The following is a 23463-nucleotide window of genomic DNA, read 5'->3' as shown; positions in this document are numbered from 1 at the left end:
CTAACAAAACAAGAAATGAAAGAATTGAAGAATTTACAGTTGATCAACCCAGTGACCTTGAGCTTGCTTATGCTCTTGGTGATGTTCGGTACAGAGTGCGGATTTGAGACGAAAGCGGTTGATGCGGTAAGTAGCGCAGAGGAGTTGAAAATTAAGCTGGCTATTGCTAACCCTGGTGATACTATCAGATTGGCAAATGGTGAATGGAAGGATGCTGAACTGGTCATCAAAGCCCAAGGAACAGCAGAGGCTCCAATCGTTGTAATGGCTGAAACAGCTGGCGGTGTACAATTAACTGGTGCTTCAAATTTGAAATTGGCAGGTGAATATGTCGTAGTAAGTGGCTTGCATTTTACAAACGGATACACACCTACCGCGGAAGTGGTCTCTTTCAAAATCAAAAAGGATGATTTAGCCAACAACTGTAGAATCACAGAAACATTAGTAGACAACTATTCCAATCCAGAGCGACATGAAAGCGACTATTGGGTGGGAATGTATGGTAAAAACAATCGATTCGATCATAATGCCCTAGTTGGTAAAGGCAACAAAGGGGTGACCATGGCAGTGAGACTCAACTCCGAAGAAAGTCTTGAAAACGGACACCTGATCGATCATAACTACTTCGGCCCTAGAGAAAACTTAGGCGCCAACGGTGGAGAGACACTTAGAATTGGCACCAGCCATTACTCTTTATCTTTTTCAAATACACAAGTGATCAACAACTACTTCGATCGCTGCGATGGTGAGCATGAAATCATCTCAAACAAATCATGCGGAAACCTATTCAAAGGCAATGTATTCGACGAGTGTGTTGGTACTTTGACCTTCAGACATGGCAATGAAAATACTGCAGAGAGCAATGCTTTCTTTGGTAATGGAAAACCACATACAGGTGGTATCAGAGTCATCAACGAAAAACAAAAAGTAATTAATAACTATGGCTACGGACTTACCGGTCATAGATTCAGAGGTGCCTTAGTGGTAATGAACGGCGTGCCTAATTCGCCAATCAATAGATATCATCCGGTCAAAGATTCTGAGATCAATAATAACACGTTCATTAACTGCGATTATGTACAGCTGTGTGCGGGTAGTGATGCGGAGAGAAGTGCCATTCCACAGACCACTTCCATTTCAAACAACATCTTTTGGAATGAATCTAAGGATGATGTTTTTACGGTATACGATGATATTTCAGGTATTTCTTTCGATGGGAATATTCTGAGCCCAAACATCCAATCTCTGGGTGCTGGATTTGAGGCTGTCAAGTCGCAGATAGTAGAAACTGAAAAGGGAATTTATGGTTTAATGGATGAAAATATTACAGCGGGTATCACGGCTGACTTTTCTGTTGTATCCAAAGAGGCTACAGGTCCATCTTGGTATACCAAGCCATCCAACAGTAAGACGTTTGGTTACGGTAGAACTATTGCTGTTGAAGCTGGAACTGACTTGTTTGATGTAATGAAAAACGCAAAGGCTGGCGATGTTTACACCTTGGCTGCTGGGGAGTATTTATTGGAAAAGAAGGTTCCGTTGAATGTGCCTGTCACTGTTCAGTCTTCAGAGGGTGCCGTCTTGAAGTTTGAAAAATCAAATTTGTTTGTGATAGAAAATGGTGGAGCACTTAAAATGGAAGGCTTGGTTATCGATGGAGCTGAGTGCCCTGATTATGCTGGCAATGCTGTGGTGTCTACCAGTAGATATTCAATGAATAGAAACTACAAATTATTCATCAACAACTGCGAGTTTAGAGATTTAGATGTCAACCACTCATTCAATATTTTAAAGGTTTATAAAAACACTTTTGCAGATAGCGTTCTTATTGAAAACTCTAAATTCAGCGATGTAAGTGGTACTATTCTAGAGTTGAATCAAGAGTCTGATGACATTGGAATCTACAACGCTGAGTTTGTTATCCTCAATAACAATTCATTTAAAAATATCGGTAAGGAAATCGTAAATCTGCATCGAGGAGGAAGCGACGAAAGCACGTTTGGGCCACTGCTTTTCATTGATCACTGTTCGTTTGAAAAAGTGGGATATGGTCCTAAAAATAAAGGGGGGAAGGCATTTACGCTACATGGCGTGCAGAAGACTTTGATATCGAATTCCATATTCGATGACATTAAGACTTTCGATATCTTCCATACAGTAGGTGAGCCGATCACGAAAATAACAGATTGCAATATCGACCAGTCAAAGCTGATGATCAGCGACAAGACTGCAACATTGTCAAATCTTAAATTGGCCAAAAATGCCAATGGAAGCGATGGCGAGAAACTCGGATCATCGCTATGAAGATAAAGTTTTGTTATATCAGCATAGGTTTTAGTGTGGCTGTTGTTCTGTCACTACTCTCTTGTGTCGAGGGAGTTGAGTCTACAGAGCAACAGTCCCTATCTGATGAACACCCAAGCTTGGTCCTCACCTCAGCAGGAGTTGCTGAAATCAAATCCAATTTAGGACAAGTACCACTCTTTGATCAGACCTTGGAAGCGGTCACTAAAGAAGTAGATGCTGAAATCACTAATGGAATAGAAGTGCCTGTTCCTAAGGACCTGGCAGGAGGGTATACGCACGAGCGTCATAAGTCCAACTTCTTCATCATGCAGAAAGCTGGAGTCTTGTTCCAGATTACCGGTGAGGAAAAGTATGCGGTTTATGTACGAGACATGTTATTGGCCTATGCAGAGATGTGGCCGACCATTGGGAAACATCCTGCAGAGCGTTCTTACGCTCGTGGAAAGATCTTTTGGCAATGTCTGAATGATGCGAATTGGTTGGTGTATGCTGGTCAAGGGTATGATTGTATCTATGATTGGTTAGATGAACTGACCAGGGAGAAGTTAAATAAGGAGTTGTTCAGACCCTATGCTGAATATGTTTCTGTTGAGAACCCACAGTTCTTTAATCGAATTCATAATCACAGTACCTGGGGAAATGCAGCAGTAGGGATGATTGGATTGGTTATGGACGATGAAGAACTCATCAATTGGGCACTTTATGGCCTGGACATTCAGGTAGCTGGAGATATTGTCAAAGACAATGACGGTGGAGATATACAACCGGAAGGACAAAAAGAAGCAGGGTTTCTGGCGCAAATTGATCATTCCTTTTCGCCAGATGGCTACTATACCGAAGGACCGTACTATCAGAGATATGCCATGTATCCATTCCTGATTTTTGCACAAGCATTGGCTAATAAGAGACCGGAACTAGAAATTTTAGGCTATAGAGATGGCCTATTGATCAAAGCAATTTATGCCTTGATCAATCAGACAAACGCTAGCGGAGAATTTTTTCCTATTAACGATTCGCAAAAAGGTATGTCACTGTCTTCAAGAGAGCTTGTGAATGCAGTGAGCATGGCTTATGCATTTGGAGGCAATGATTCAGGGTTGTTATCTATAGTAGAGAATCAAGGACGTGTGCCATTGAACAATGCTGGTATGGCTGCAGCCAAAGGGGTTGCTGAAGGCAAGGCTAAGAAATTTGAATACAAAAGCATGGAGCTGACTGATGGAGCGAAAGGTGATGAAGGTGCTATTGGCATCATCCGGTCAGAAGACTTGACTTTGATGATGAAATATGCAAAACACGGCATGGGGCATGGCCACTTCGACCGTTTAGGCTTCTTGTTGTATGACGAAACGGGTGAAGTGATTCAAGACTATGGTGCCGCACGTTGGGTAAACATAGAGCACAAAGATGGAGGAGGGTATCTCAAAGAAAACCATAGTTGGGCGAAAGAAACAGTAGCTCATAACACGCTTGTAGTCGACAAAGACTCCCATTTTGATGGAAATGTAAGGGAGGCAGACAAAACTTCTGGAACGCCTTATTACTTCTTAGGTGAGGGCTCAGTTCAGATTGCCAGTGCCAAGGAGATGAACGCCTATGATGGTATAGAGATGCAAAGAACGATGGCCGTAGTAGACGTTGAAGAATTAGAAAACCCATTGGTGATAGATTTGTTTTCAGTGCAAGCACCTGAAGGGACTAGGTATGACTTACCTCTTTATTACATGGGCGAGTTCATGTCTTCTAATCAGCAGTTTGAGACGAACAAAGACCTTACTCCAATGGGTACAAATGACGGCTATCAGCATTTGTGGGCTGAGGCACAGACAGGATTGGTGGGTGATGTATTCAGCATGACATGGTTCAATGGCAAGAAATTTTATACGGTTACCTCTGCAGTTGAGTCTGGAGACGAGATGATTTTAACCAGAATCGGGGCAACTGATCCGAACTTTAACCTTAGACGAGATCCAGGTTTGATCCATCGTAGAAAAGGTGGAAATACACTTTTCGCGAGCCTTTATGAAACACATGGTAGCTATGATTACGCATCAGAGCGCCCGATAAACTCATTCACTTCTATTGCCAATTTGGAAATACTGCATCAGTCAGAAGCTTATGCTGTAGTTGGTTTTAAACTAAAATCTGGAGAGTACTACCAGTTTGCCTTTTCATTAGCAAATGATGAAGAGACAAGTACACATGCAGTAGCAACTTCCAAAGAGCGGTTGGAATGGAATGGAATTTATGATTTTAGAATTTTTTAAGTAAGAATGGAAAGAAATAGCGAGAAATACATATTGACAAAAGAAATGGAATGGGAAGAGCTTGGCGGCGGAGTTTCCAGAAAATTTCTCGGATATGATAATCAGATCATGATGGTGTCTGTAAAGTTTGAAAAAGGTGCACTTGGGTCACCGCATAGTCACTTTCATACGCAAGCTACTTATGTAGTATCGGGTAAGTTCGAATTTGAAATAGATGGTGTGAAACAGACCGTATCTGCTGGAGACGGTGTTTATATCGAACCCAATCTGCTACACAGCGCCGTTTGTCTGGAAGAAGGTCAATTGATTGATACGTTCAGTCCAGTCAGAGAGGATTTTCTCACTGGAGGAGGCGTTTCGTATTTTGGAGATAAAGATTAAACGAAGATGAAGATAAAAGGACTAAGATGGTGGATTGTTGGGCTCGTGTGCCTGGCTACTGTGATCAATTATATTGACCGATCCGCATTGGCTATTATGTGGCCAGATATATCCAAGGATTTGGGGATGACCAAGGCTGATTATGCCATTATACTTAATGTGTTTTTGGTAGCCTATGCAGTGGGACAATCACTTTCTGGGAAAATGTTTGACAAGATCGGAACTCGGTTGGGGTTTGTAATTTCCATTACAGTGTGGGGATTGGCTACGGCTATTCATGCCTTTGCTCGCGGAGTAGTTTCATTTAGCTTCTTCAGAGTGTTGTTAGGGTTAGGTGAAGCAGGTAACTGGCCTGGTGCTGTGAAAAGTAACGCGGAGTGGTTCCCAGTAAAAGAAAGAGCTTTTGCTCAAGGGATATTCAACTCAGGAGCGGCTTTGGGGTCTATTGTAGCTCCTCCCTTAATCGCCATAGTTTGGGTAATGATTGGTTGGAAAATGACTTTCGTTCTATTGGGTCTTTTAGGTTTGGTATGGATCATTCCCTGGTGGATTGTGAACAAAAATGTACCAGCCAAGCACCCATGGATTACAGAGGCAGAGAAAGAGCATATTCTTTCTGGGTTGAATGAAACAAAAGAGGCAGATGACAAGCCTGGCTTGAGTATGACGGAAATTCTATCGAAGAGAGAATCATGGGCAGTACTAGCTTCCAGATTTTTTGTAGAGCCAATCTGGTGGCTGTTCGTGGGTTGGATGCCCATTTACCTGGCGGATGTTTATGGCTTCAATGTAAAGGAGATTGGGTTTTTTGCCTGGGTACCTTATGTAGGTGCTGCGTTAGGTAGCTTATCTGGAGGGTACTATTCTGGTCGATTGCTTATCAATGGGGCAAGCGTCGATCAAGCCAGAAAGAAAACAATTATGGTTGGTTGTGTGATTATGTTCTTGGGGCTTGTCGCTACCATCCTTGCAGGAGATACGGCGGTCAAGTTTGTTGCCATCGTAGCCTTTGTGTTGTACGGATTTCAGTTTGTAATTAGCAATATCCAAACCATACCAAGTGATTTATTCAGTGGCAAATCAGTAGGCTCTTTGGCGGGGTTAGGAGGAACGGTGGGAATCTTTTCGGTGATTATCATGAACTTTTTAGTTCCAGTGATCACAGAGAAATTTTCTTACACGCCGATTTTCGTAATGATCGCCTTGTTTGTGCCATTGTGCATAATGTCGATTTACTTTTTTGCGAAAGAAATTAAACCTGTAGATCAGGAAGATTAAGAGAATAAAGTGGCCTGAGTTGTAGGCTACTGGAATATAAAGGAATTGGCTAGTAACGTACGATTTTATTCACTACTTGGGCCAACAAGTTTTGAGGAATTGAATGCTATACAGCTGGTTTAAAATGGACTCTGAAGGAGTTTAGAGTTTGAATAGTATAACTGATTTGACGCTGTCATTTCAAGTAGATAAAAGGTTTAGTTGTCGCCTTTTTCTACCGTATCTATTCATTTGAGACAACCTACTTGTACCCTGGGTATGGATTCTGCCTTCTTTGGGAAAAGAATAAGCCCGCGATTAATTGAATAACTGAATTTTAAATAGAAATATCATGGCGAAAGATAAAGTAGCGATCATTACAGGAGCTACAGGAGGAATCGGATTTGCGGTAGCAAAGAGATTAGGTAAAGATGGATACACTGTTGTATTGAATGGCATTGAAGATGATAAAGGAGCCGAAAGAGTAAAAGAACTTGAGGCTGAAGGAATTACTGCAGAGTACTATGGGTTTGATGTGACTAGCGAAGCTGAGGTGACAGAAAACATTACCAAAATAGGAGAGAAGTATGGGAAAATAGACCTTCTTGTAAACAACGCCGGTGGTTTGGGCGGTAGAGCTCGATTTGAAGAAATGACCACTGAGTTTTACAGGTTTGTTATGGCTTTAAACCTTGATTCTGTATTCTTTGCTTCAAGAGCGGCTATTCCATTCTTGAAGAAAGGCGAAAATGCTTCCATCATAAATTACACATCTAATGCAGGTTGGAATGCAGGAGGGCCTGGTGCTGGTATTTATGGAACATCTAAAGCAGGTGTGCATGCCATCACGAGAGCATTAGCTAAGGATTTGGCTGAATACGGAATCAGAGTAAATGCAGTATCTCCAGGTACGATTGACACACCATTCCATGCGCAGATTAAGGCAACCAAGCCTGAAGTATTTGCATCATGGAAAAACAACATTTTGTTGGGAAGAATTGGCGAACCTGAAGAGGTAGCATCTGTTGTTTCCTTCTTGGGAAGTGATGATGCTTCTTTCATTACTGCTGAAACTATCCAAATTGGTGGTGGACAAGCATTAGGTATCTAATAAATTAGAATTGGGCAGATCCAGAATGAGAATATTCTGAATCTGCCCAATTCTAGCACTGAATTTGATTCTATGGATTAATTAGCAATTGGGGATAGTATTTTACGTTAAGTGAAGTTAGTAGAAAAGAGAAATATTATTATAAATAGTACAAGGATGAAAAGAGTTGAGGGGATAAAATATTTGATCTGTGCTTTATTGGCCATGTTCGTGGTCATGGGCAATGGATGCGGTGAGGATGAAGCGGATGAAATAGTAAAAAGCGAGGAGGAAACGACTGAGACTGAGGAAAAGGAGGAAGAGAAAGAAGAACCAGAAAGCGACTTGGTTGAAGGAGTAGATTATTTTTTGCCCAATATTGATTTGAACCATTGGAAAGTCACCTTGCCGATTGGTAATCCTACAGAAGTAGAACCGCCAGAAATATTGGAGTATGCAACTAATGAAACGTTGCTGCCATTTATGTACAATGATTCTACAGATGGAAGTTTGGTGTTTTACACTTATCCAGGAGCGACAACTAACAACACTAAGTATTCCAGGACCGAGCTGCGAGAGCAAATGGTGTCTGGAAGTAATAGTACCAATTGGACGTTTGCTGATGGAGCTTATATGAAAGGCACTTTAGCCATGGATACGATTACCAAAGAAGGCGACGGAGATTATCACCGAACTATCATCATGCAAATTCATGGTCGGTTGACCAATGCGCAGAGAGATTTGATAGGAGAAGACGATAATAATGCTCCTCCAGTGCTTAAAATCTATTGGAAGGATGGTTATGTACGTGTACATACTAAGTATCTAAAGGATTTGGATGCTACTGATACTGAGGCATTGCACACGGATGCTTGGGGAGATCTGACAGGCGTGAACTTCGATGAAAAAGTAGATTTCAACAAATTTACTCTGGAGGTGAAAGTATCCGATGGCAAGATGGAAATCACGCTAAATGATGATCAGACTATGACTTATGATGATATCCACATGGAACGGTGGGGCATCTTCGAAAACTACTTCAAGGCAGGGAATTACCTCACTACATTGGATGAAGATGCATTCGCTAAAGTGAAATACTACGAGTTGGAAGTCAGTCATGAATAACTGACTTGAAAAATATTAAAAATCTCCTACTGACGGCTGGCCTCATCAAAATTTGGTGTGGGCTGGCCGTTTCTTTATATGCCCAGGAGGTAGTCTATGCGCCAGTAAACGTACCCAAAGGTTATACAAAAAATATTGATTTGATTTATAAAGAGTTAGACGGTTGGAAAGGACGTTTAGATCTTTATTTTCCGTTGGATACCACTGAGTCACATCCGTTGGTAATCAATATTCATGGAGGTGGTTGGAATCATGGAGTGAAAGAATCACAAAGAGGATTTTCTCAGTTCTTTGAGAAAAATTTTGTTGTTGCCAATGTCGAGTACCGACTTGAAAGTGTAGCTAAGGCTCCAGCAGCGATAGAAGATGTCCGGTGCGCTCTAATATATTTAATAAATAATGCTAGCAGGTATAGAATTGATCAAAATAGAGTAATAATGATGGGAGCCTCTGCAGGAGGGCATCTGGCGCTGATGGCTGGTTTGCTTAATGATGATCGATCGTTTGACAATGGATGTTCTTGTGAAAAAAAGATTGAAATCTTGGCGATTGTCGATAAATATGGCGTAGCAGATTTAGAACCATTTTGTCAAGCACCCTCTGTTAAGAAATGGTTAGGTACGAGGGTTAATGACTTGGACTTTGTGAGGTCTGTTTCTCCAATTAACTACATAGACAGTTCAAGCCCAGACGTATTTATTGTGCATGGAAAAAAGGATCCAACAGTACCTTATACTCAGTCAAAACAGCTGCACGAAATGCTTCAACGTGCCGGTGCACAAAGTGAGTTTGTTACCATTGAAAATGGGAGTCATGGAAAGTTTTCTAAAGAAGAAAACGATAAATTCAATGAAGCACTATTAAGTTTTTTCGAGAAATTGGGCTTGTAGTTACAAATACTCTCCTTGTAAAATCACTTGCCAAGCAAAAGCAGTTTCGCCTGAATCGAGATATTTCTGAGCTAATAGGTGTAATTCATTTTCCAGATTTTCCTCATCGTCAGCAAAACTTTCCAAGATGGCGCTTACTTCAGGTTCTCTCGCCATATTCAATATTTCATTTTTTGTAGGAATGTGCTCTACATTGGCCAGTCTGCCTAGGTTGTTTCCTGTAAGTACCGCACTGTTTTTCACATTTTCAGGCAATTGATCAAACCCTATACCCATCGTGGTCAAAGGCTTGGGTATTTCAAACATAGAATTTGAATTGGTCTTAGTGTACCAATTACCTCCCATGCGGGCCACAAGTTCTAGCCGTGTAGGATCTATTTTGTTATCATCAGTCAAAAGATGATCTTGTACATGAGCCATTACCACCTCGCAAATGATCAGATTGCCGGCACCTCCATGATCACCCATGGCTTTCACTTCCAGTACTTTGCACTCAAAGGATACTGGAGATTCTTTTACTCTTGGTGGTTTGATTTTTTCTGAAGGTACTTCGGTGAAACCGGCTTTTACAAATTCGTTGACGCCGTCTCCATATTCCGTGCTGGCCAGGGACATTTGCTCTACGATCGGATAGTCTACGATATTGATGACTACCTCTGGTACCTTGAGTACATTTTCTAACGTGTGTTTGGTGGTATTATCGCGTACCCGTCGAGCAGGTGAAAAAACTAAAATCGGAGGGTTGGCACTAAAGGCATTGAAAAAACTAAACGGACTCAAATTTACATTTCCGTCCTCGTCGATGGTGCTGGCAAAGGCAATGGGTCGAGGTGCAACAGCAGAAAGAAGTACAGAATGAAATTGTGCGGTAGACACCGATTTTGGATCAATAGAAGTCATCGTGAATTCAATGTTTTTTGTTAAGCTTAAAAATAGTGTTTTTTAACAGACTGCCGTTAGGAAGAAACCGACAATTCAAATAAAAAATCCCGACGGTTAGGCCGGGATTAACAACACTTAAAAATGAATGATCAAAGATCACTTTTGGGTAATGTTGCTTTATTTAGTCGGCAGTACTTTTGCTCTTACTTCACCAAAACCAACTCGTACACCGTCTTTATTTCCAAATCCTTTCATTACGACTGTATCGCCGTCCTGGATAAATTTTCTTTCTGAACCATCTGGCATCTGCACAGGCTTAGTTCCTTGCCAGGCTATTTCCAGCATGGATCCATATTGATGTGATTCTGGGCCACTAATTGTACCAGAAGCCATCATATCACCTGGCTGTACGTTACAACCATTCACCGTATGATGTGCGAGCTGCTGAATCATGTTCCAATACATGTACTTGAAATTGGACTGGCTCACTGTTTTACTTTCACCTTTCTCCGTTTCAATAGCCACTTCCAGTTCGATGTCATAGTGATGATTGCCTTCATACTCCAAGTAGGGTAAAACTTTCGGGTCTTGATTTGGACCTTCGGTTCTGAATGGCTCTAGTGCCTCCAAGGTCACTATCCAAGGAGATAAATGCGATGCAAAATTCTTTGCCAGGAATGGACCCAATGGCACATACTCCCATTTCTGAAGATCCCTAGCTGACCAGTCGTTGAATACACAAAGTCCGAATATATGATCAGCGGCATTAGCTGTCGTAATAGTATCGCCAAGCTCAGTGCCTTTCCCGACGATAAATCCCATTTCCAACTCAAAGTCTAACAGTTTGCATGGTCCAAATACAGGGGGCTCATCTGCGCTAGGCTTTTGCTGACCTTTTGGTCTATGAAAATCAGTACCAGAGATGACTATAGACGAAGAACGACCATGATAGCCTACAGGCAAATGTTTCCAGTTTGGCATCAAGGCATTGTCTGGGTCTCTAAACATACAGCCTACGTTGAAAGCATGCTGTTCACTAGAATAGAAATCTGTATAGTCGCCAATTTGCACTGGTAGACTCATTGTGATGTTCTTGACATCTTTCAATATTTTATTTCTATGTACCGTATTTTCTCTAAGTCCGTTTTTTGAATGCTCTTCAAAAACGCTTTGAATCCTTTCTCTCACTTTGTTGGTAACTGGTTTACCTAAGGCAATGAAATCGTTCAAATATTGTTTTTCGAAGATACCCTCTGGTAACGAAAGGCCTTTCAAATAGCCTTTTTCTTGAAGAATGGCCAAGTTGATGGCATACTCACCAATTCGAGAGGCGGCGTACCAGCTTTTTCCATTTTTTACTATTCCAAAAGGTATGTTCTGAACTGGAAAGTCAGATTCAGCGGCTACCGAAATCCAGGATTTTGTCATTATATTCTTTTTTAATGTTTTGGGTTATTGAAATTAAAGGCTCAAATATAGCCGTCATTCTCTGGCTTGTCCAGAGAATCTGCCTGATGGATGTAGATACCCCGAATAAATCGAGGTATGACGACAGGAATTTACAATGTTCCCCTGCGCTCTTGTTCTCTTTCAATGGATTCAAAAAGTGCTTTGAAGTTTCCTGCTCCAAAACCTCTTGCGCCCATTCTTTGGATAATCTCGAAGAAGAGTGTTGGTCTGTCTTCTACTGGACGTGTGAAGATTTGTAATAAATAACCCTCTTCATCAGCATCAACCATGATGCCTAGTTTTTTCAGCTTCTCCAGATCCTCTTTGAGTTTGTGATCATGAGTAGCCAATCTTTCAGGTACTGCTTGATAATAGGATTCAGGAGGTGTGGTTAAAAACTCAACACCTCTAGCTCGCATTCCTGCTACGGTTTTTAATATATCATCAGTTGCAACTGCAATGTGCTGAACACCGGGTCCTTCATAGAAGTCAAGGTACTCTTCTATTTGAGATTTTTTCTTTCCTTCAGCTGGCTCGTTAATTGGGAATTTGATTCTTCCATTTCCGTTACTCATCACTTTACTCATTAGAGCAGAGTACTCAGTATGGATTTGTTTGTCATCGAATGAAAGGAAGTTTTCAAACCCCATCACATCCTCATACCACTTTACCCAGGTGTTCATTTCACCCCAGCCTACATTGCCTACCATGTGATCAACGTACTTCAGACCAAGTGATTCTGGGCTGTAATCCGACTCCCATTTTTCAAAGCCAGGCATGAATACACCATTGTAGTTTTTACGCTCAACAAAAAGGTGAACAGTTTCTCCATAAGTGTAAATTCCTGATCGAACGATTTCACCATGCTCGTCTTTTTCAACGACTGGCTCCATGTATGATTTGGCTCCTCTTGAGGTGGTTTCTTCCCATGCTTTTTTTGCATCTTCCACCCAAAGGGCAACTACTTTTACACCATCACCATGTTTGACGATATGCTCGTTGATAGGGTGCTTGGAGTTGAGCGGGGTGGTAAGGACCAACCTTATCTTATCTTGCTTTAACACATAAGAAACAACATCCTTGCTTCCGGTTTCTAGTCCTCTATACGCAAAGGACTGAAAGCCAAATGCTGTCTTATAAAAGTGAGCAGCTTGTTTGGCATTTCCCACATACAGCTCGATGTAATCTGTTCCTAACAATGGAAGGAAGTCCTGTGCTCCTTCGAATATTTTCTCTAAACCGTAGTTTACGCTTTCTACTTGCTTTGCCATAATATTATTTTTTACGTTACTCTAACAGGAGTTTCAAACCCTGTTGGGGTTTTTCATTCGTTTTTTAATCCTTAGCCTTAGTTGGTGTTGTTACCAACGAATCTCTTCAGTTATTCCAACCAACTCTTGTGGTAGTCTTTTATTAAAATTTTCATTGCTTCTTCAGTCACTTGCAGTGGTTTGAAGGTATCTACCATAACCGCAAGTTCTTCGGTTACTTTTTCTCCAATGCTTCGCTCTGTAGCTCCCGGGTGAGGACCGTGCGGAATGCCAGCAGGGTGAAGGGTGATGTTTCCTTTTTCAATGTTGTTTCTACTCATAAAGTCCCCGTCTACATAGTAGAGTACCTCATCTGAATCAATATTGCTATGATTGTAGGGTGCAGGTATCGACTCCGGATGATAGTCATAGAGTCTTGGCACAAAAGAGCAAATCACAAAGGCGTCCGTTTCGAAAGTCTGATGAATCGGGGGAGGTAAGTGCACACGACCAGTAATCGGCTCGAAATCGTGGATGGAGAATGCATAGGGATAATTGTACCCATCCCAACCCACGATGTCAAATGGATGGCTGGCATAGATATACTCATGCATCATGTCCTCTTTTTTTACTTTGATAGTAAAATCTCCAAACTCATCGAATGTTTCTAGTTCTGCTGGTCTCCTAAAATCTCTCTCACAAAATGGAGAATGCTCCAACAGCTGACCGAACCAGTTTCTATAGCGTTTTGGCGTGTAGATAGGTCGCTTAGACTCTACAATGAACAGGCGATTGTCTTCCGTGTCAAAATGCACCTGATAGATCATGCCACGTGGTACTAATAGATAATCTCCGTATCCAAAGGTGATATTTCCCAATTGAGTTTTGAGTGTACCTGTGCCTTTGTGGATGAAAATCAATTCATCACAATCAGCGTTTTTATAGAAATATTCGGTTTGGCTTTGTTTAGGGGACGCAAGTACAATGTGACAATCGGAATTGACCAACACTGTCTTTCTACTATCTAAGTAGTCATTTTCAGAAGGAACCTTAAAGCCTTCCATCGCCAAAGAGAGCATGTTCTTTTCTTCAGCAATCTTCGGAGCTACACTATATGATTTCGAGACCTCTTTGACCATAGTAGGTCTGTGGAGGTGGTACATCAATGATGACATGCCATCGAAGCCTATCGTTCCAAAAAGCTGTTCGTAATGAATGCTTCCATCGTCTTTCTTAAAAGTGGTGTGCCGCTTGTGCGGAATCTTACCTAATTGATGATATTGAGGCATAGTGGTTTAATGTTTTAGATTCAAAAAATGAAGTCCTATATAAATTTACGAACTCTATGACTAGTTCACTAATTGGCCTAATGAATTTTCAAAGGCAGTATTGGTTAGGAGCGTTTTATCCTTATTTTGACTGTGAATGGCTTCTAAGGCTTTTCCAATGATCTCTGAGGTGTCACTAAAAATACCATCATCGGTCATATCTACTTCGCCTGACATGAGATAAGCAAATACTCTCGCCATTCCACAATTGGCAATAAAATCAGGAATCACAGAAACGTGTTTGTCTGCATGTTCACTGATCGGGCCATAGAAAATAGCTTCGTCGGCAAATGGCACATTCGCTCCACAAGAAATCACCTCAAGCCCAGATTTTACCATGCGATCGAGTTGATCTTGTGTGATTAGTCTAGATGCTGCTGCTGGAATAAATATTTCCGCATCGAGATCCCATACTTTGTCGTTGATTTCGTCAAAAGGGATGATATCGGGACTGTTCAGCTGATTACCATTTCTGTTGACGAATAGGGCTGTAATTTCTTCAAATGAGAATCCTTCTTCGTTGATTAACCCGCCAGCTCTATCAATGATTCCTACTACCCTGACACCCATCTGGGCCAGATAAAATGCCGCCGCAGCTCCCACATTTCCCCAACCTTGGATGATTGCTTTTTTACTGGCAATATCACCGCTCCAAAGATTATAGTAGTGTCTTACAGCCTCAGATACTCCGTACCCAGTGATCATATCAGCCACTGTGTATTTTTTGAATAAGTCAGGAGTGTATTTTTCGTCTTCAATGATTTTAATAACCCCTTGTCTCAACTGACCGATTCGATTTACTTTTTGCGCTTCAGTTGGGTGAAAGTGTCCAGTAAAAACACCTTCCTGTGGATGCCAAATACCGTGATCTTCCGTGATAGGAATTACTTCGTGAATTTCATCTACGTTCAGATCACCTCCTGTTCCGTAATAATATTTAAGTAACGGCTTAACGGCTGCATACCATCTTTGAAGCACGCCTTCTTTGCGAGGATCTGCGGGATCGAAGTTGATTCCCGATTTGGCGCCACCAATTGGAGGGCCGGAAATACTAAACTTAATTTCCATGGTTTTAGCCAGAGACTCAACTTCTCTTTTGTTCAGTCCCTTTCTCATACGAGTGCCGCCGCCAGCTGCTCCACCACGAAGCGAATTAATGACTACCCAGCCTTCTGCCTCTGTTTCTGCGTCCTTCCATTCAAATACGATTTCCGGTCGTTTCGCCTCAAATTTGTTTAGTAGTTCTTTCATTGGGTGATGATATCGTTATGTTCTTTATTATTTCTTATTAATGGAATATTATTCTGTTTGTGGTTTGTTTTAGGTAAAAATAAATAACACCTAATTCCATTGATAAGAATAAAATATTTCAAATAATTCTTGTGCGAAGTTAGATTTTACCTATCTTGGATGTCTGATTATTCTTAATTAATGTAAATAATTAGAATAAAAGAACATTTGGATATTATTTATTGGAATTATATCCTTTTAAGAATTGAATGTGACCAAGTAAAATAGTAAAATTCTAAAATGACACAGTTAGACGCTACAGACATCAAGATCTTGAACGTCCTGCAAGAGGAGGGAAGGATCACTAATAAAGCACTTTCAGAAAAGTTGGGGCTTTCGACTACGCCTATTTTCGAAAGAATGAAACGGCTTGAAAAAGACGGGGTGATTGCCAAGTATGTTGCCTTGCTCAATCACAAGAAAATTGATCGGAAGCTTACTGTTTTTGTTTCCATCTCACTTAAGAATCATACGCGTTCCTATTTGGAGAAGTTCATTGATGAAATGAATCAATTTAAAGAAGTACAAGAAGTGTATCATATTGCTGGTGATTTTGACTACATGCTCAAAATTGTAACTCGCGATATTGAGACTTTTCAAAAGTTCATACTGGCTAACCTTTCCGTGAATTCAAACATTGCTCACGTGAAAAGTCAGTTCGTACTTTCAAGGGATAAATTTACCACCGCCTATAAATTAGATACCTAATGAAAACCAAAGAAATTAAAGGACACCCTCACGAAGCATATACACCTGACAGCTATCCAGAAGCAGAAATGCTCCAGAGAAGTAAGGATTATTTTGAATGGATCGATCGACGTAGGACGGTACGTGAAATTTCTGATAAACCGGTTCCTCAGGAAATTATTGATAACATCATAAAAACGGCTTCAACCGCTCCATCAGGGGCTCATAAACAGCCTTGGACTTTTTGTGTAGTGTCTAATCCAGAAATGAAGAGCAAGATTAGAGCTGCCGCAGAAGAAGAAGAAAGAGAAAGTTATGCCAATCGAATGAGTGAGCGATGGTTGGATGATTTGAAGCCAATAGGTACAGACGATGTGAAACCATTTTTGGAATCTGCACCCTATTTAATTATCGTTTTCAAACGAGTATTCGAAAGGGATGAAGATGGTATTAAATACAATAATTATTACGTCAATGAATCAGTAGGTATTGCCAGCGGATTTCTCATTTCAGCCATTCATAATGCTGGTTTGGTTACTTTGACTCATACACCGAGTCCTATGAACTTTCTACAGGAAATCTTAGAACGTCCGGAAAACGAAAGGGCATTTCTTCTTCTGCCTGTGGGATATGCGGAGGATGAAGTCTATGTCCCCAAGCTGACAAGGAAGCCATTGGACGAGATAGCCGTTTATTATTGAATTAGCGAACAATAAGTTGTTGATTGGAATTAATGGTTCCGTTCTGAATAGAAACAATATAAAGGCCAGGTTTTATTCTTTCAGTAAATGAGATAATTATCGACTGCTCTTTTTCAATCGATTGAAACGATACTAGCTTTCCCACATAGTCATAGATAAATATAGTAGAAACTTGATCATCTAATTTATCCAATTGAATATTGAATGTGGGTCCTGTCAAAGGGTTAGGGTAGATACTGATATTGTTTTTTACTGGCCCTTGAATTTTCACAGGGGCGAAAACTTCAGTTTTTCCGTCAAAGTCAGTTTGCCTTAATCTGTAGTAGGAGTCGCCATTTAAAGGGTTGAAGTCCGTGAAACTATAGTTCAGCTTTTCTGTAGAATTACCGGCTCCATCGATTCGACTTAATTCATGGAAATCAGAACCATTGGAAGACCGCTCTATGGTGAAATAGTCGTTGTTGGTTTCAGCGGATGTCAACCAATGAATTTCGACAACATCGAAATTCATTTTGACGTCAAAACTAAATAGTTTAATAGGCAGGGGTGAGTCAGTCGCATTAGTTGAACCAATATGAAAACTATTGGTTAATTCACTTAGTAGTAGTGCGTCTCTGTCAACTACAGGGTCAGAAGTTGATCCACCAGCTCCACCATCATTACCAACAACGCCACCACTTGTCATAAGCCTCAAGTCAGAGACAGCGTCTATTCTTCCAAAACCAGTGCCACTACCTCGGATGTTGTAGTTGTCACCTCCTGCCAATCCATTGCCGGTTGATACGTTCCAAGATGCTTGGTGTTGTCTAACGATATCAGTACCATTATCATCGATTGGCCCAATGTCTGTTGCCTGGTCATTTGTAGTGATGGATACAGATATGGTGCCTCCCGTACCGGGAGCAGTTGCTGGAGTCACGTAAAAAGGCCGCGAGTTACCATCAGTATCTGCCATAGGAAATAATCCAGCTACATTTCCAGCACTTAAAGTCACTGCATTGAACCATCTCGTAAAACTGCCATTGTAAAGATCGCCTGTGGTATATGATAGTGTGCCAGGAGTGCTTGCTGCTGTTCCTAAGGTCAATGTAAAAGTGGCTAGATCCACTTCTCCAGAAGTCATATCTAACGTATTATCTACATCAATAGTCCCATTCAATGTTTTAGTTCCAGAACCTGAAATGGTCAAGTTAGAATAACTGCCATCGGAGGGGACATAAATAGTCTGAATACCTGCTCGATTATAATTAACTGTATTAGTAGATGTGGAGAAATTGAGGTTGTTTAGGGAACTTGTTTCTCCTGAGAAATTCAAAGTACTACCACTTCCTTGAGTCCACGTGCCATTTCCGCGCAAAGATTCTGTGGCCTCACTTGTAATATTCACAGTATTGTTGTTCGTCAAGGTTCTTGAGTTTCCCACGGTAACTCTTCCTGAAAAGGATACAGCTGAGCTTCCGCTTATGCTTTGATCATTGGTATTAAACTGTAATGCGCCAGCCGAAAAACTCCCATTGTTCGTCAATCCATTTTGAAAAACCAATCGATTGTTGCCTGTGACGGTAGTAGATACCCAAGTACCTGAGGCTCCAATGGTAACTAAACTTTGAAATGTTTTGACGCCTGTATTGCTTCCAAAAGTAAACCCACCATCAATGGTCGAAGCTCCACTAACAGTGAAAACGCAAGCATTAATTTGACTCCCTGTACCGGATGTATTAAACAAGCCAGTTACATTGACAGTGCTTGAACTATTACCACCAGTTATAGTTCCGCCACTCATAGTCAGGTTCAGTGTATTTAATACCGAATTGTTTTCTCGGATGTTATAAGAGCCTGTTACTGTTCCTGTTGAGATGGTTGTTGTGCCTGCTACACTATGAGTCAAAGTGGTTGCATTATCGTCAGACCTTAAAGTGCCACTGGTAATAGTCAAATCGCCATTTATGGTTGTACTGCATTGCATGGTTGAATTCGAAGTTCCTGATTTGTTAAGTGTCAAATGGTGATATGCGGATAACGGACATCCAATATTTGAGCTAATCGATGTATTGTAAACTACAGTGTTTGGGTTTGCCGATGGGTCGAAGGTGGTAATTTCTACGTCGTCACCAACGTTGAGTATAGCATTAACTCCTTGGTTGAACCTACCAGTTCCTCTAATATCAGCTCCAACAGTAAGTTCATCAGGAGAAACTAAATTATTTGTAACTGTGATGGTGTTAACCGTTAAGTTATTCGCAACGCTTATTGATTCTGTTCCTCCAATACTTTGTGCGTTAGAGTTAAACAATATACTACCTGCTGAAAACGACCCGTCATTGGTCAAGCCATTTCGGAACCTTACAATATTATTTCCTGTAGCTGTTGTAGATATCCAGGAGCCAGTTGAATTGACTGTTACGGCTCCATCAAAAAATTTTATTCCTGTGTTCGAAGTGAAAGTAAGTTGTCCGTTGAGCATTGTTGTTCCCGATACATTTAATCGGATACCACCAACACTGCTTGTCGATGCCGCAGAAACATCAAAGTTATTATCAACATCAAGAATTCTAGAGGTGCTTTCTACATCGGGGGTGATTTGTCCTGTGCCAGAAAGTGTAAGGTCATTGCTAACGGTGAGTGTGACATCAGCCGTATGTCTTAAAATTCCTCCCGTATTGATAGTTAAATTTGTACAGGCTGATGCGACGTTAACATTGATAGTACTTGTAATAGTTACGTTGTCACCATCTACAGGAAAACCGGCTTCATTCCAGCTATTGGTATCATCCCAATCTCCACCTCCAGCACTACTTGTGAAATCTGCGGCATAAACAATGGAACCCCAGACTAAAAATACTAGTGTCAAGTTAAATTTCTTTAACCATGATTTTGGCAATCGACTAATTTTGGTGTTTTTCAACATTCCTTTCTCTAAAGTAGATTATCAATGATAACAAGAAAATGTACGAAATAAGTCCATTACTCGATTAAGAGTTATAAAAATTCGACTGCTGCGGAGATTAAATGAACTAAACTTCTTTGTGATTCTGATCAAAAGCCTCTTTTGCTTTGTTAAAGCCTAGTTCGATCATGTGCGTGGCGCGATCAAAGTCTAACGTACCGCAGGCATTTCGAGCAATTTTGATTTCAACGTCAGGAGGGTAGGTAGCGATTTTCATTCGAGCAATGGAGCTTTGCATAGTGTCAAATGCCCGATCCGCTACCTTATACATGCCCCAGTCTTTTTCTTTAGAATTATCTGAGTCACTGTATTTGTCGATAAACTTCTTGATGCTTTCTTGAAATTTGCCCCAGCCTTCTTTTTTTCCTTTGGTATTCGTCTCTTTTTCGTTCCTTATTAGGAGTGGTCCTCCCAGATTTACGGCTATAGTCAAATCTGTATGGTCATCGAATGTAGGAGCTATTGGAACAGGATTTAAGACACCACCGTCAATGAGCAACTTGTCTTTGTGCTTTACTGGTGTGAAAAAGAGAGGTAGAGAAATAGAAGCTCGAATGGCATCAAAAAGTGAACCTTTATTAATCCAGACTTCTTTTTGTGTAATTATATCAGCCGCCACTGCTGTAAATGGGATGGGAAGGTTTTTAATTTGTTTATCGCCTATCAGGTCTTTCAAGGTGTCTATCACTTTATCTCCTTTGAAAATTCCACCATTACCCCAGGAGATGTCAAGCAGATTGGCCATGTCCATTTTAGTTATAGAGCACATCCACTCTTCGAGTTCATCTAGTTTACCAGCCGCATAAACCCCTCCAATCATAGCGCCAATCGAGCAACCGGCAATGGATTTAACTTCGTAGTTGTTTTCTTCCAGCCACTTGATAACACCGATATGAGCCAGACCTCTGGCACCACCACTGCCTAAAACAAGAGATACAGTCTGATTCTTACTTTCTGCTTTTTTCGACATGACCTATAATGTTCTTGATACACAAGATAATAAAGCATCCATTAAACCAATGGATTTAATGCCCAATTGAAATGTTCTTGCACCAGGTTATCCTTGTTCTCTTTTATAAAATTCACAAGGGCCATTTGCGCCGGGGTCAATGATTTTCCAGAAATATAAACCATATTCCATTTCGTTATTATTGGTAATCCTTTTAATGGATAGATTTTAATCTTTTCATTTTTTAAGGCAGTACGTAATCCAATGAGTGGGACAATAGAAAAACCGATACCAGCATTAATGGTTTGCTTTATAGCTTCATTTGAAACGAGCGACATAGAAGAGCCGACATTGATTTTGTGATGGTTAAGATATTGTTGCATGGCATTTCTTGTTGCGGATCCTTTTTCTCGGAAGAGTAAGGTTACTTTTTCCAGGTCTTTTGGTGATTTCATTTTTCCAGAAAAATCTTCGTTACCAAGCAGGTATAGTCTATTTTCCATTAATTCTACGGTATTTAGTTTTATGTCTTCAGGAAGTACGGAAACAAGCGAAAAATCTGTTTCATTTTTCACTAAGCCTTCTACTACCTTGTTTTTGTTTGATACGTCTATGGAAATTTGAACTCCTGGATGCCTATCCATGAATGGTTTTAGAAAATAGGGAATAATATACTTGGCAGTAGAGACAACTGATATTTTTATACTTCCAGATAATAACCCTTTGTACTGGTCTACAGTATGCTTGATACCCTCTGCTTCGTCAAGTATTCTTCGACATCTGACGGCTATGTCTTTCCCAAAATCAGTAATGTAAAGTTGTCTTCCTATTACCTCTGTAAGAGGAATGTCAAATTGATCTTGAAGTTTTTTCAGCTGAATAGAGATGGCTGGCTGTGTTAAATGGAGTTCTTCTGCAGCTTTTGTAATGCTCTGAAAATCAGTAACTGTAAGAAATATTTTTAACTGGTGGAGTGTGTAATGCATTAATTAATATTTATGTTAATCATAAAATATTTAAATAAAAATTTATGATTATAAAAATGTACGTTTGCCTCGAATTAAACAAATAAACTATGACTTTATTAACAAAAGCTTACAGCCAGAATCAAGAAGTACTGAAACGAGATACGAGTTCTTCTAAGAAGAAGGGGCAGGATCCATTGAGTATTCGGATTAAATCTACACATGCTCAAGAAAGCGCCATGCCTGAGGAACTGAAGAGACAAGTGCAAAAGAATGCACCATCTTTGTATGAATTATTTGATCAGACGCTGAGAAGAAAAGGGGAGGCCGAATCAGTTACCAGTCATTTTGTGGAAGAGAATGTACTCGAAGTGGAAGGGCTGTCTAATTTGACCTTGCATAGTTACGTTCTAGAAGCGGAAAAACTTGGTAAAAAGGTAGAATACATCAAAACGCTTACTGTAAAGATATCTGACTAAGGGAAATGGCTATCGAAACACTTATTGAGAACCTGACCAATCCGGCGTTGCTGTTCTTCTTGCTAGGAATTATTGCTGTTCAGATAAAAAGTGATCTACAGATCCCTGAAAACAGTTCTAAGTTTATCTCGATTTACCTTTTACTCTCCATTGGGTTTAAAGGTGGACAAGAATTGTCTCATAGTGGCATGAGCATGGAGCTCTTTTATAGTATGGGGCTGGGATTATTCTTAGCTTCACTTATTCCTATTACTTCTTTTTTTCTACTGAGAAGAAAATTCAGTGTAGAAAATGCAGGAGCAATTGCAGCTTCCTATGGGTCTGTTAGTGCTGTTACATTTGTGACTTCTACCACCTTCTTGGACTTCGAAGGCATCAGTTTCAATGGGCACATGATAGCAGTGATGGCACTCATGGAAGCACCGGCGATTATTGTTGGTGTTTTACTAATCAATTATTTCAAAAGAGGCGAAAAGAAGAAGAGTACCTCTACCTTTTCAGATATAGTTTGGCACTCTGTGACTAATGGATCTGTGTTGTTGATCCTAGGAAGTTTGCTCATCGGATTCATGGCCACACCAGCACAAGCAGAAGGAATAAAACCCTTTACCACGGATATCTTTAAGGGATTTTTAGCAGTCTTTTTACTTGATATGGGGTTAACAAGTGGAAAGCAGTTGTCTTCCATCCTGAATAAAGGCATGTACCCTTTCCTTTTTTCGAGTGTTATGCCCTTTGTCAATGGTCTTTTGGCCTTGCTGATTAGTATTCAGATTACGGATGCGCATGGAAATCAGCTCTTGTTTGCTATCCTAGGTGCGAGTGCCTCCTATATAGCCGTACCGGCAGCCATGAGGCAAGCTGTGCCAGAAGCTAATGCTGGATTGTATTTGCCTATGGCATTGGGTATCACTTTTCCCTTAAACGTGATCATTGGCATCCCATTTTATTATTCAATTATTTTAATGACATCATAATTCTATCAAAATGAATAAACTAAGAACATTACTTATAGGTGTAATCATAGGTGGGGCAGTAGGAGCAAAGCTCGGAACGCTATTGTCTACTATTACACAAATAGAAAATAATCATTGGGAACTTATTGAAGGGGGGCTATTCCTTGGAGGAATTTTTGGGCTACTAATTGCATCAGCCATTGCAGTCAACCAAACGGAACAATTTTGATGTTTGGTCAAGTAGTTGAATCTGGATGATCAGG

Annotated in this window: 20 protein-coding genes; 12 read left to right on the top strand and 8 right to left on the bottom strand. The window is 40.6% G+C overall.

The features are described 5' to 3' along the window. The first annotated feature begins 15 nt into the window (after positions 1 to 15). From ACO6S2_RS15905 to ACO6S2_RS15875, 7 genes are all read left to right on the top strand, one after another. Positions 16 to 2304 (top strand): polysaccharide lyase 6 family protein, encoded by a 2289-nt coding sequence (locus ACO6S2_RS15905; protein ID WP_422359549.1) that lies wholly within the window; start codon positions 16 to 18, stop codon positions 2302 to 2304. After that, positions 2301 to 4574: a heparinase II/III domain-containing protein gene (locus ACO6S2_RS15900; protein ID WP_422359548.1), complete on the top strand. Its 2274-nt coding sequence runs from the start codon at positions 2301 to 2303 to the stop codon at positions 4572 to 4574. Before ACO6S2_RS15905 ends, ACO6S2_RS15900 begins: the two co-directional genes overlap by 4 nt. Before the next feature lie 6 nt (positions 4575 to 4580). After that, positions 4581 to 4955 (top strand): cupin domain-containing protein, encoded by a 375-nt coding sequence (locus ACO6S2_RS15895; protein WP_422359547.1) that lies wholly within the window; start codon positions 4581 to 4583, stop codon positions 4953 to 4955. Positions 4956 to 4961: 6 nt separating this feature from the next. Continuing rightward, positions 4962 to 6233: an MFS transporter gene (locus tag ACO6S2_RS15890; RefSeq protein WP_422359546.1), complete on the top strand. Its 1272-nt coding sequence runs from the start codon at positions 4962 to 4964 to the stop codon at positions 6231 to 6233. A 331-nt stretch (positions 6234 to 6564) separates the two neighbouring features. Continuing rightward, entirely contained in the window at positions 6565 to 7323 is a 759-nt protein-coding gene (locus ACO6S2_RS15885; protein ID WP_422359545.1) for an SDR family NAD(P)-dependent oxidoreductase, read from the top strand. A gap of 156 nt (positions 7324 to 7479) precedes the next feature. Continuing rightward, positions 7480 to 8427 (top strand): polysaccharide lyase family 7 protein, encoded by a 948-nt coding sequence (locus ACO6S2_RS15880; RefSeq protein ID WP_422359544.1) that lies wholly within the window; start codon positions 7480 to 7482, stop codon positions 8425 to 8427. Between the two features lie 5 nt (positions 8428 to 8432). After that, entirely contained in the window at positions 8433 to 9317 is an 885-nt protein-coding gene (locus ACO6S2_RS15875) for an alpha/beta hydrolase fold domain-containing protein (RefSeq protein ID WP_422359543.1), read from the top strand. Here ACO6S2_RS15875 and ACO6S2_RS15870 read toward each other — a convergent pair whose 3' ends face one another. The 5 genes from ACO6S2_RS15870 to ACO6S2_RS15850 form a co-directional block, all read right to left on the bottom strand. Next, complete coding sequence (locus ACO6S2_RS15870; RefSeq protein WP_422359542.1) at positions 9318 to 10217, bottom strand: flavin reductase family protein; 900 nt, start codon at positions 10215 to 10217, stop codon at positions 9318 to 9320. Positions 10218 to 10376: 159 nt separating this feature from the next. Further along, positions 10377 to 11627: a fumarylacetoacetase gene (gene fahA, locus ACO6S2_RS15865; protein ID WP_422359541.1), complete on the bottom strand. Its 1251-nt coding sequence runs from the start codon at positions 11625 to 11627 to the stop codon at positions 10377 to 10379. A 131-nt stretch (positions 11628 to 11758) separates the two neighbouring features. Beyond that, positions 11759 to 12919, bottom strand: a complete 1161-nt coding sequence (gene hppD, locus ACO6S2_RS15860; protein ID WP_422359540.1) for a 4-hydroxyphenylpyruvate dioxygenase — start codon at positions 12917 to 12919, stop codon at positions 11759 to 11761. Between the two features lie 110 nt (positions 12920 to 13029). After that, positions 13030 to 14187: a homogentisate 1,2-dioxygenase gene (locus ACO6S2_RS15855; RefSeq protein ID WP_422359539.1), complete on the bottom strand. Its 1158-nt coding sequence runs from the start codon at positions 14185 to 14187 to the stop codon at positions 13030 to 13032. Positions 14188 to 14247: 60 nt separating this feature from the next. Beyond that, entirely contained in the window at positions 14248 to 15477 is a 1230-nt protein-coding gene (locus ACO6S2_RS15850) for a Glu/Leu/Phe/Val dehydrogenase dimerization domain-containing protein (protein WP_422359538.1), read from the bottom strand. Between the two features lie 279 nt (positions 15478 to 15756). Here ACO6S2_RS15850 and ACO6S2_RS15845 point away from each other — a divergent pair, with 279 nt between their 5' ends. Then, on the top strand, positions 15757 to 16224 hold the full coding sequence (locus ACO6S2_RS15845) for an Lrp/AsnC family transcriptional regulator (protein ID WP_422359537.1): 468 nt from the start codon (positions 15757 to 15759) through the stop codon (positions 16222 to 16224). Next, positions 16224 to 16904, top strand: a complete 681-nt coding sequence (locus ACO6S2_RS15840; protein WP_422359536.1) for a nitroreductase family protein — start codon at positions 16224 to 16226, stop codon at positions 16902 to 16904. Before ACO6S2_RS15845 ends, ACO6S2_RS15840 begins: the two co-directional genes overlap by 1 nt. A 1-nt stretch (position 16905) precedes the next feature. Here the strand turns inward: ACO6S2_RS15840 and ACO6S2_RS15835 are convergent, their stop codons facing one another. From ACO6S2_RS15835 to ACO6S2_RS15825, 3 genes are all read right to left on the bottom strand, one after another. Further along, on the bottom strand, positions 16906 to 19755 hold the full coding sequence (locus ACO6S2_RS15835; protein WP_422359535.1) for a T9SS type A sorting domain-containing protein: 2850 nt from the start codon (positions 19753 to 19755) through the stop codon (positions 16906 to 16908). 163 nt (positions 19756 to 19918) lie between these two features. After that, a complete protein-coding gene (locus ACO6S2_RS15830) occupies positions 19919 to 20821 on the bottom strand; it encodes a patatin-like phospholipase family protein (RefSeq protein WP_422359534.1) in 903 nt (300 codons plus the stop codon). Positions 20822 to 20862: 41 nt separating this feature from the next. Further along, complete coding sequence (locus tag ACO6S2_RS15825; RefSeq protein ID WP_422359533.1) at positions 20863 to 21786, bottom strand: LysR family transcriptional regulator; 924 nt, start codon at positions 21784 to 21786, stop codon at positions 20863 to 20865. A gap of 89 nt (positions 21787 to 21875) precedes the next feature. Between ACO6S2_RS15825 and ACO6S2_RS15820 the strand changes: the two genes are divergently transcribed. Genes ACO6S2_RS15820 through ACO6S2_RS15810 form a run of 3 tightly spaced genes read left to right on the top strand, consistent with a single transcriptional unit; the run spans position 21876 to position 23429 of the window. Beyond that, the gene (locus tag ACO6S2_RS15820) at positions 21876 to 22244 is read left to right on the top strand and encodes a hypothetical protein (RefSeq protein WP_422359532.1); all 369 of its coding nucleotides are present in this window, start codon (positions 21876 to 21878) and stop codon (positions 22242 to 22244) included. Positions 22245 to 22249: 5 nt separating this feature from the next. Further along, positions 22250 to 23221 (top strand): sodium-dependent bicarbonate transport family permease, encoded by a 972-nt coding sequence (locus ACO6S2_RS15815; RefSeq protein WP_422359531.1) that lies wholly within the window; start codon positions 22250 to 22252, stop codon positions 23219 to 23221. A 10-nt stretch (positions 23222 to 23231) separates the two neighbouring features. Then, positions 23232 to 23429 carry a hypothetical protein gene (locus ACO6S2_RS15810; protein ID WP_422359530.1) on the top strand — a complete coding sequence of 66 codons (198 nt, stop codon included), beginning with the start codon at positions 23232 to 23234 and terminating at the stop codon, positions 23427 to 23429. The last annotated feature ends 34 nt before the right edge of the window (positions 23430 to 23463 follow it).

It is taken from the genome of Reichenbachiella sp., assembly GCF_965233835.1.
Taxonomy (GTDB): domain Bacteria; phylum Bacteroidota; class Bacteroidia; order Cytophagales; family Cyclobacteriaceae; genus Reichenbachiella.
This window is presented reverse-complemented; position numbering and strand designations above follow the sequence as displayed.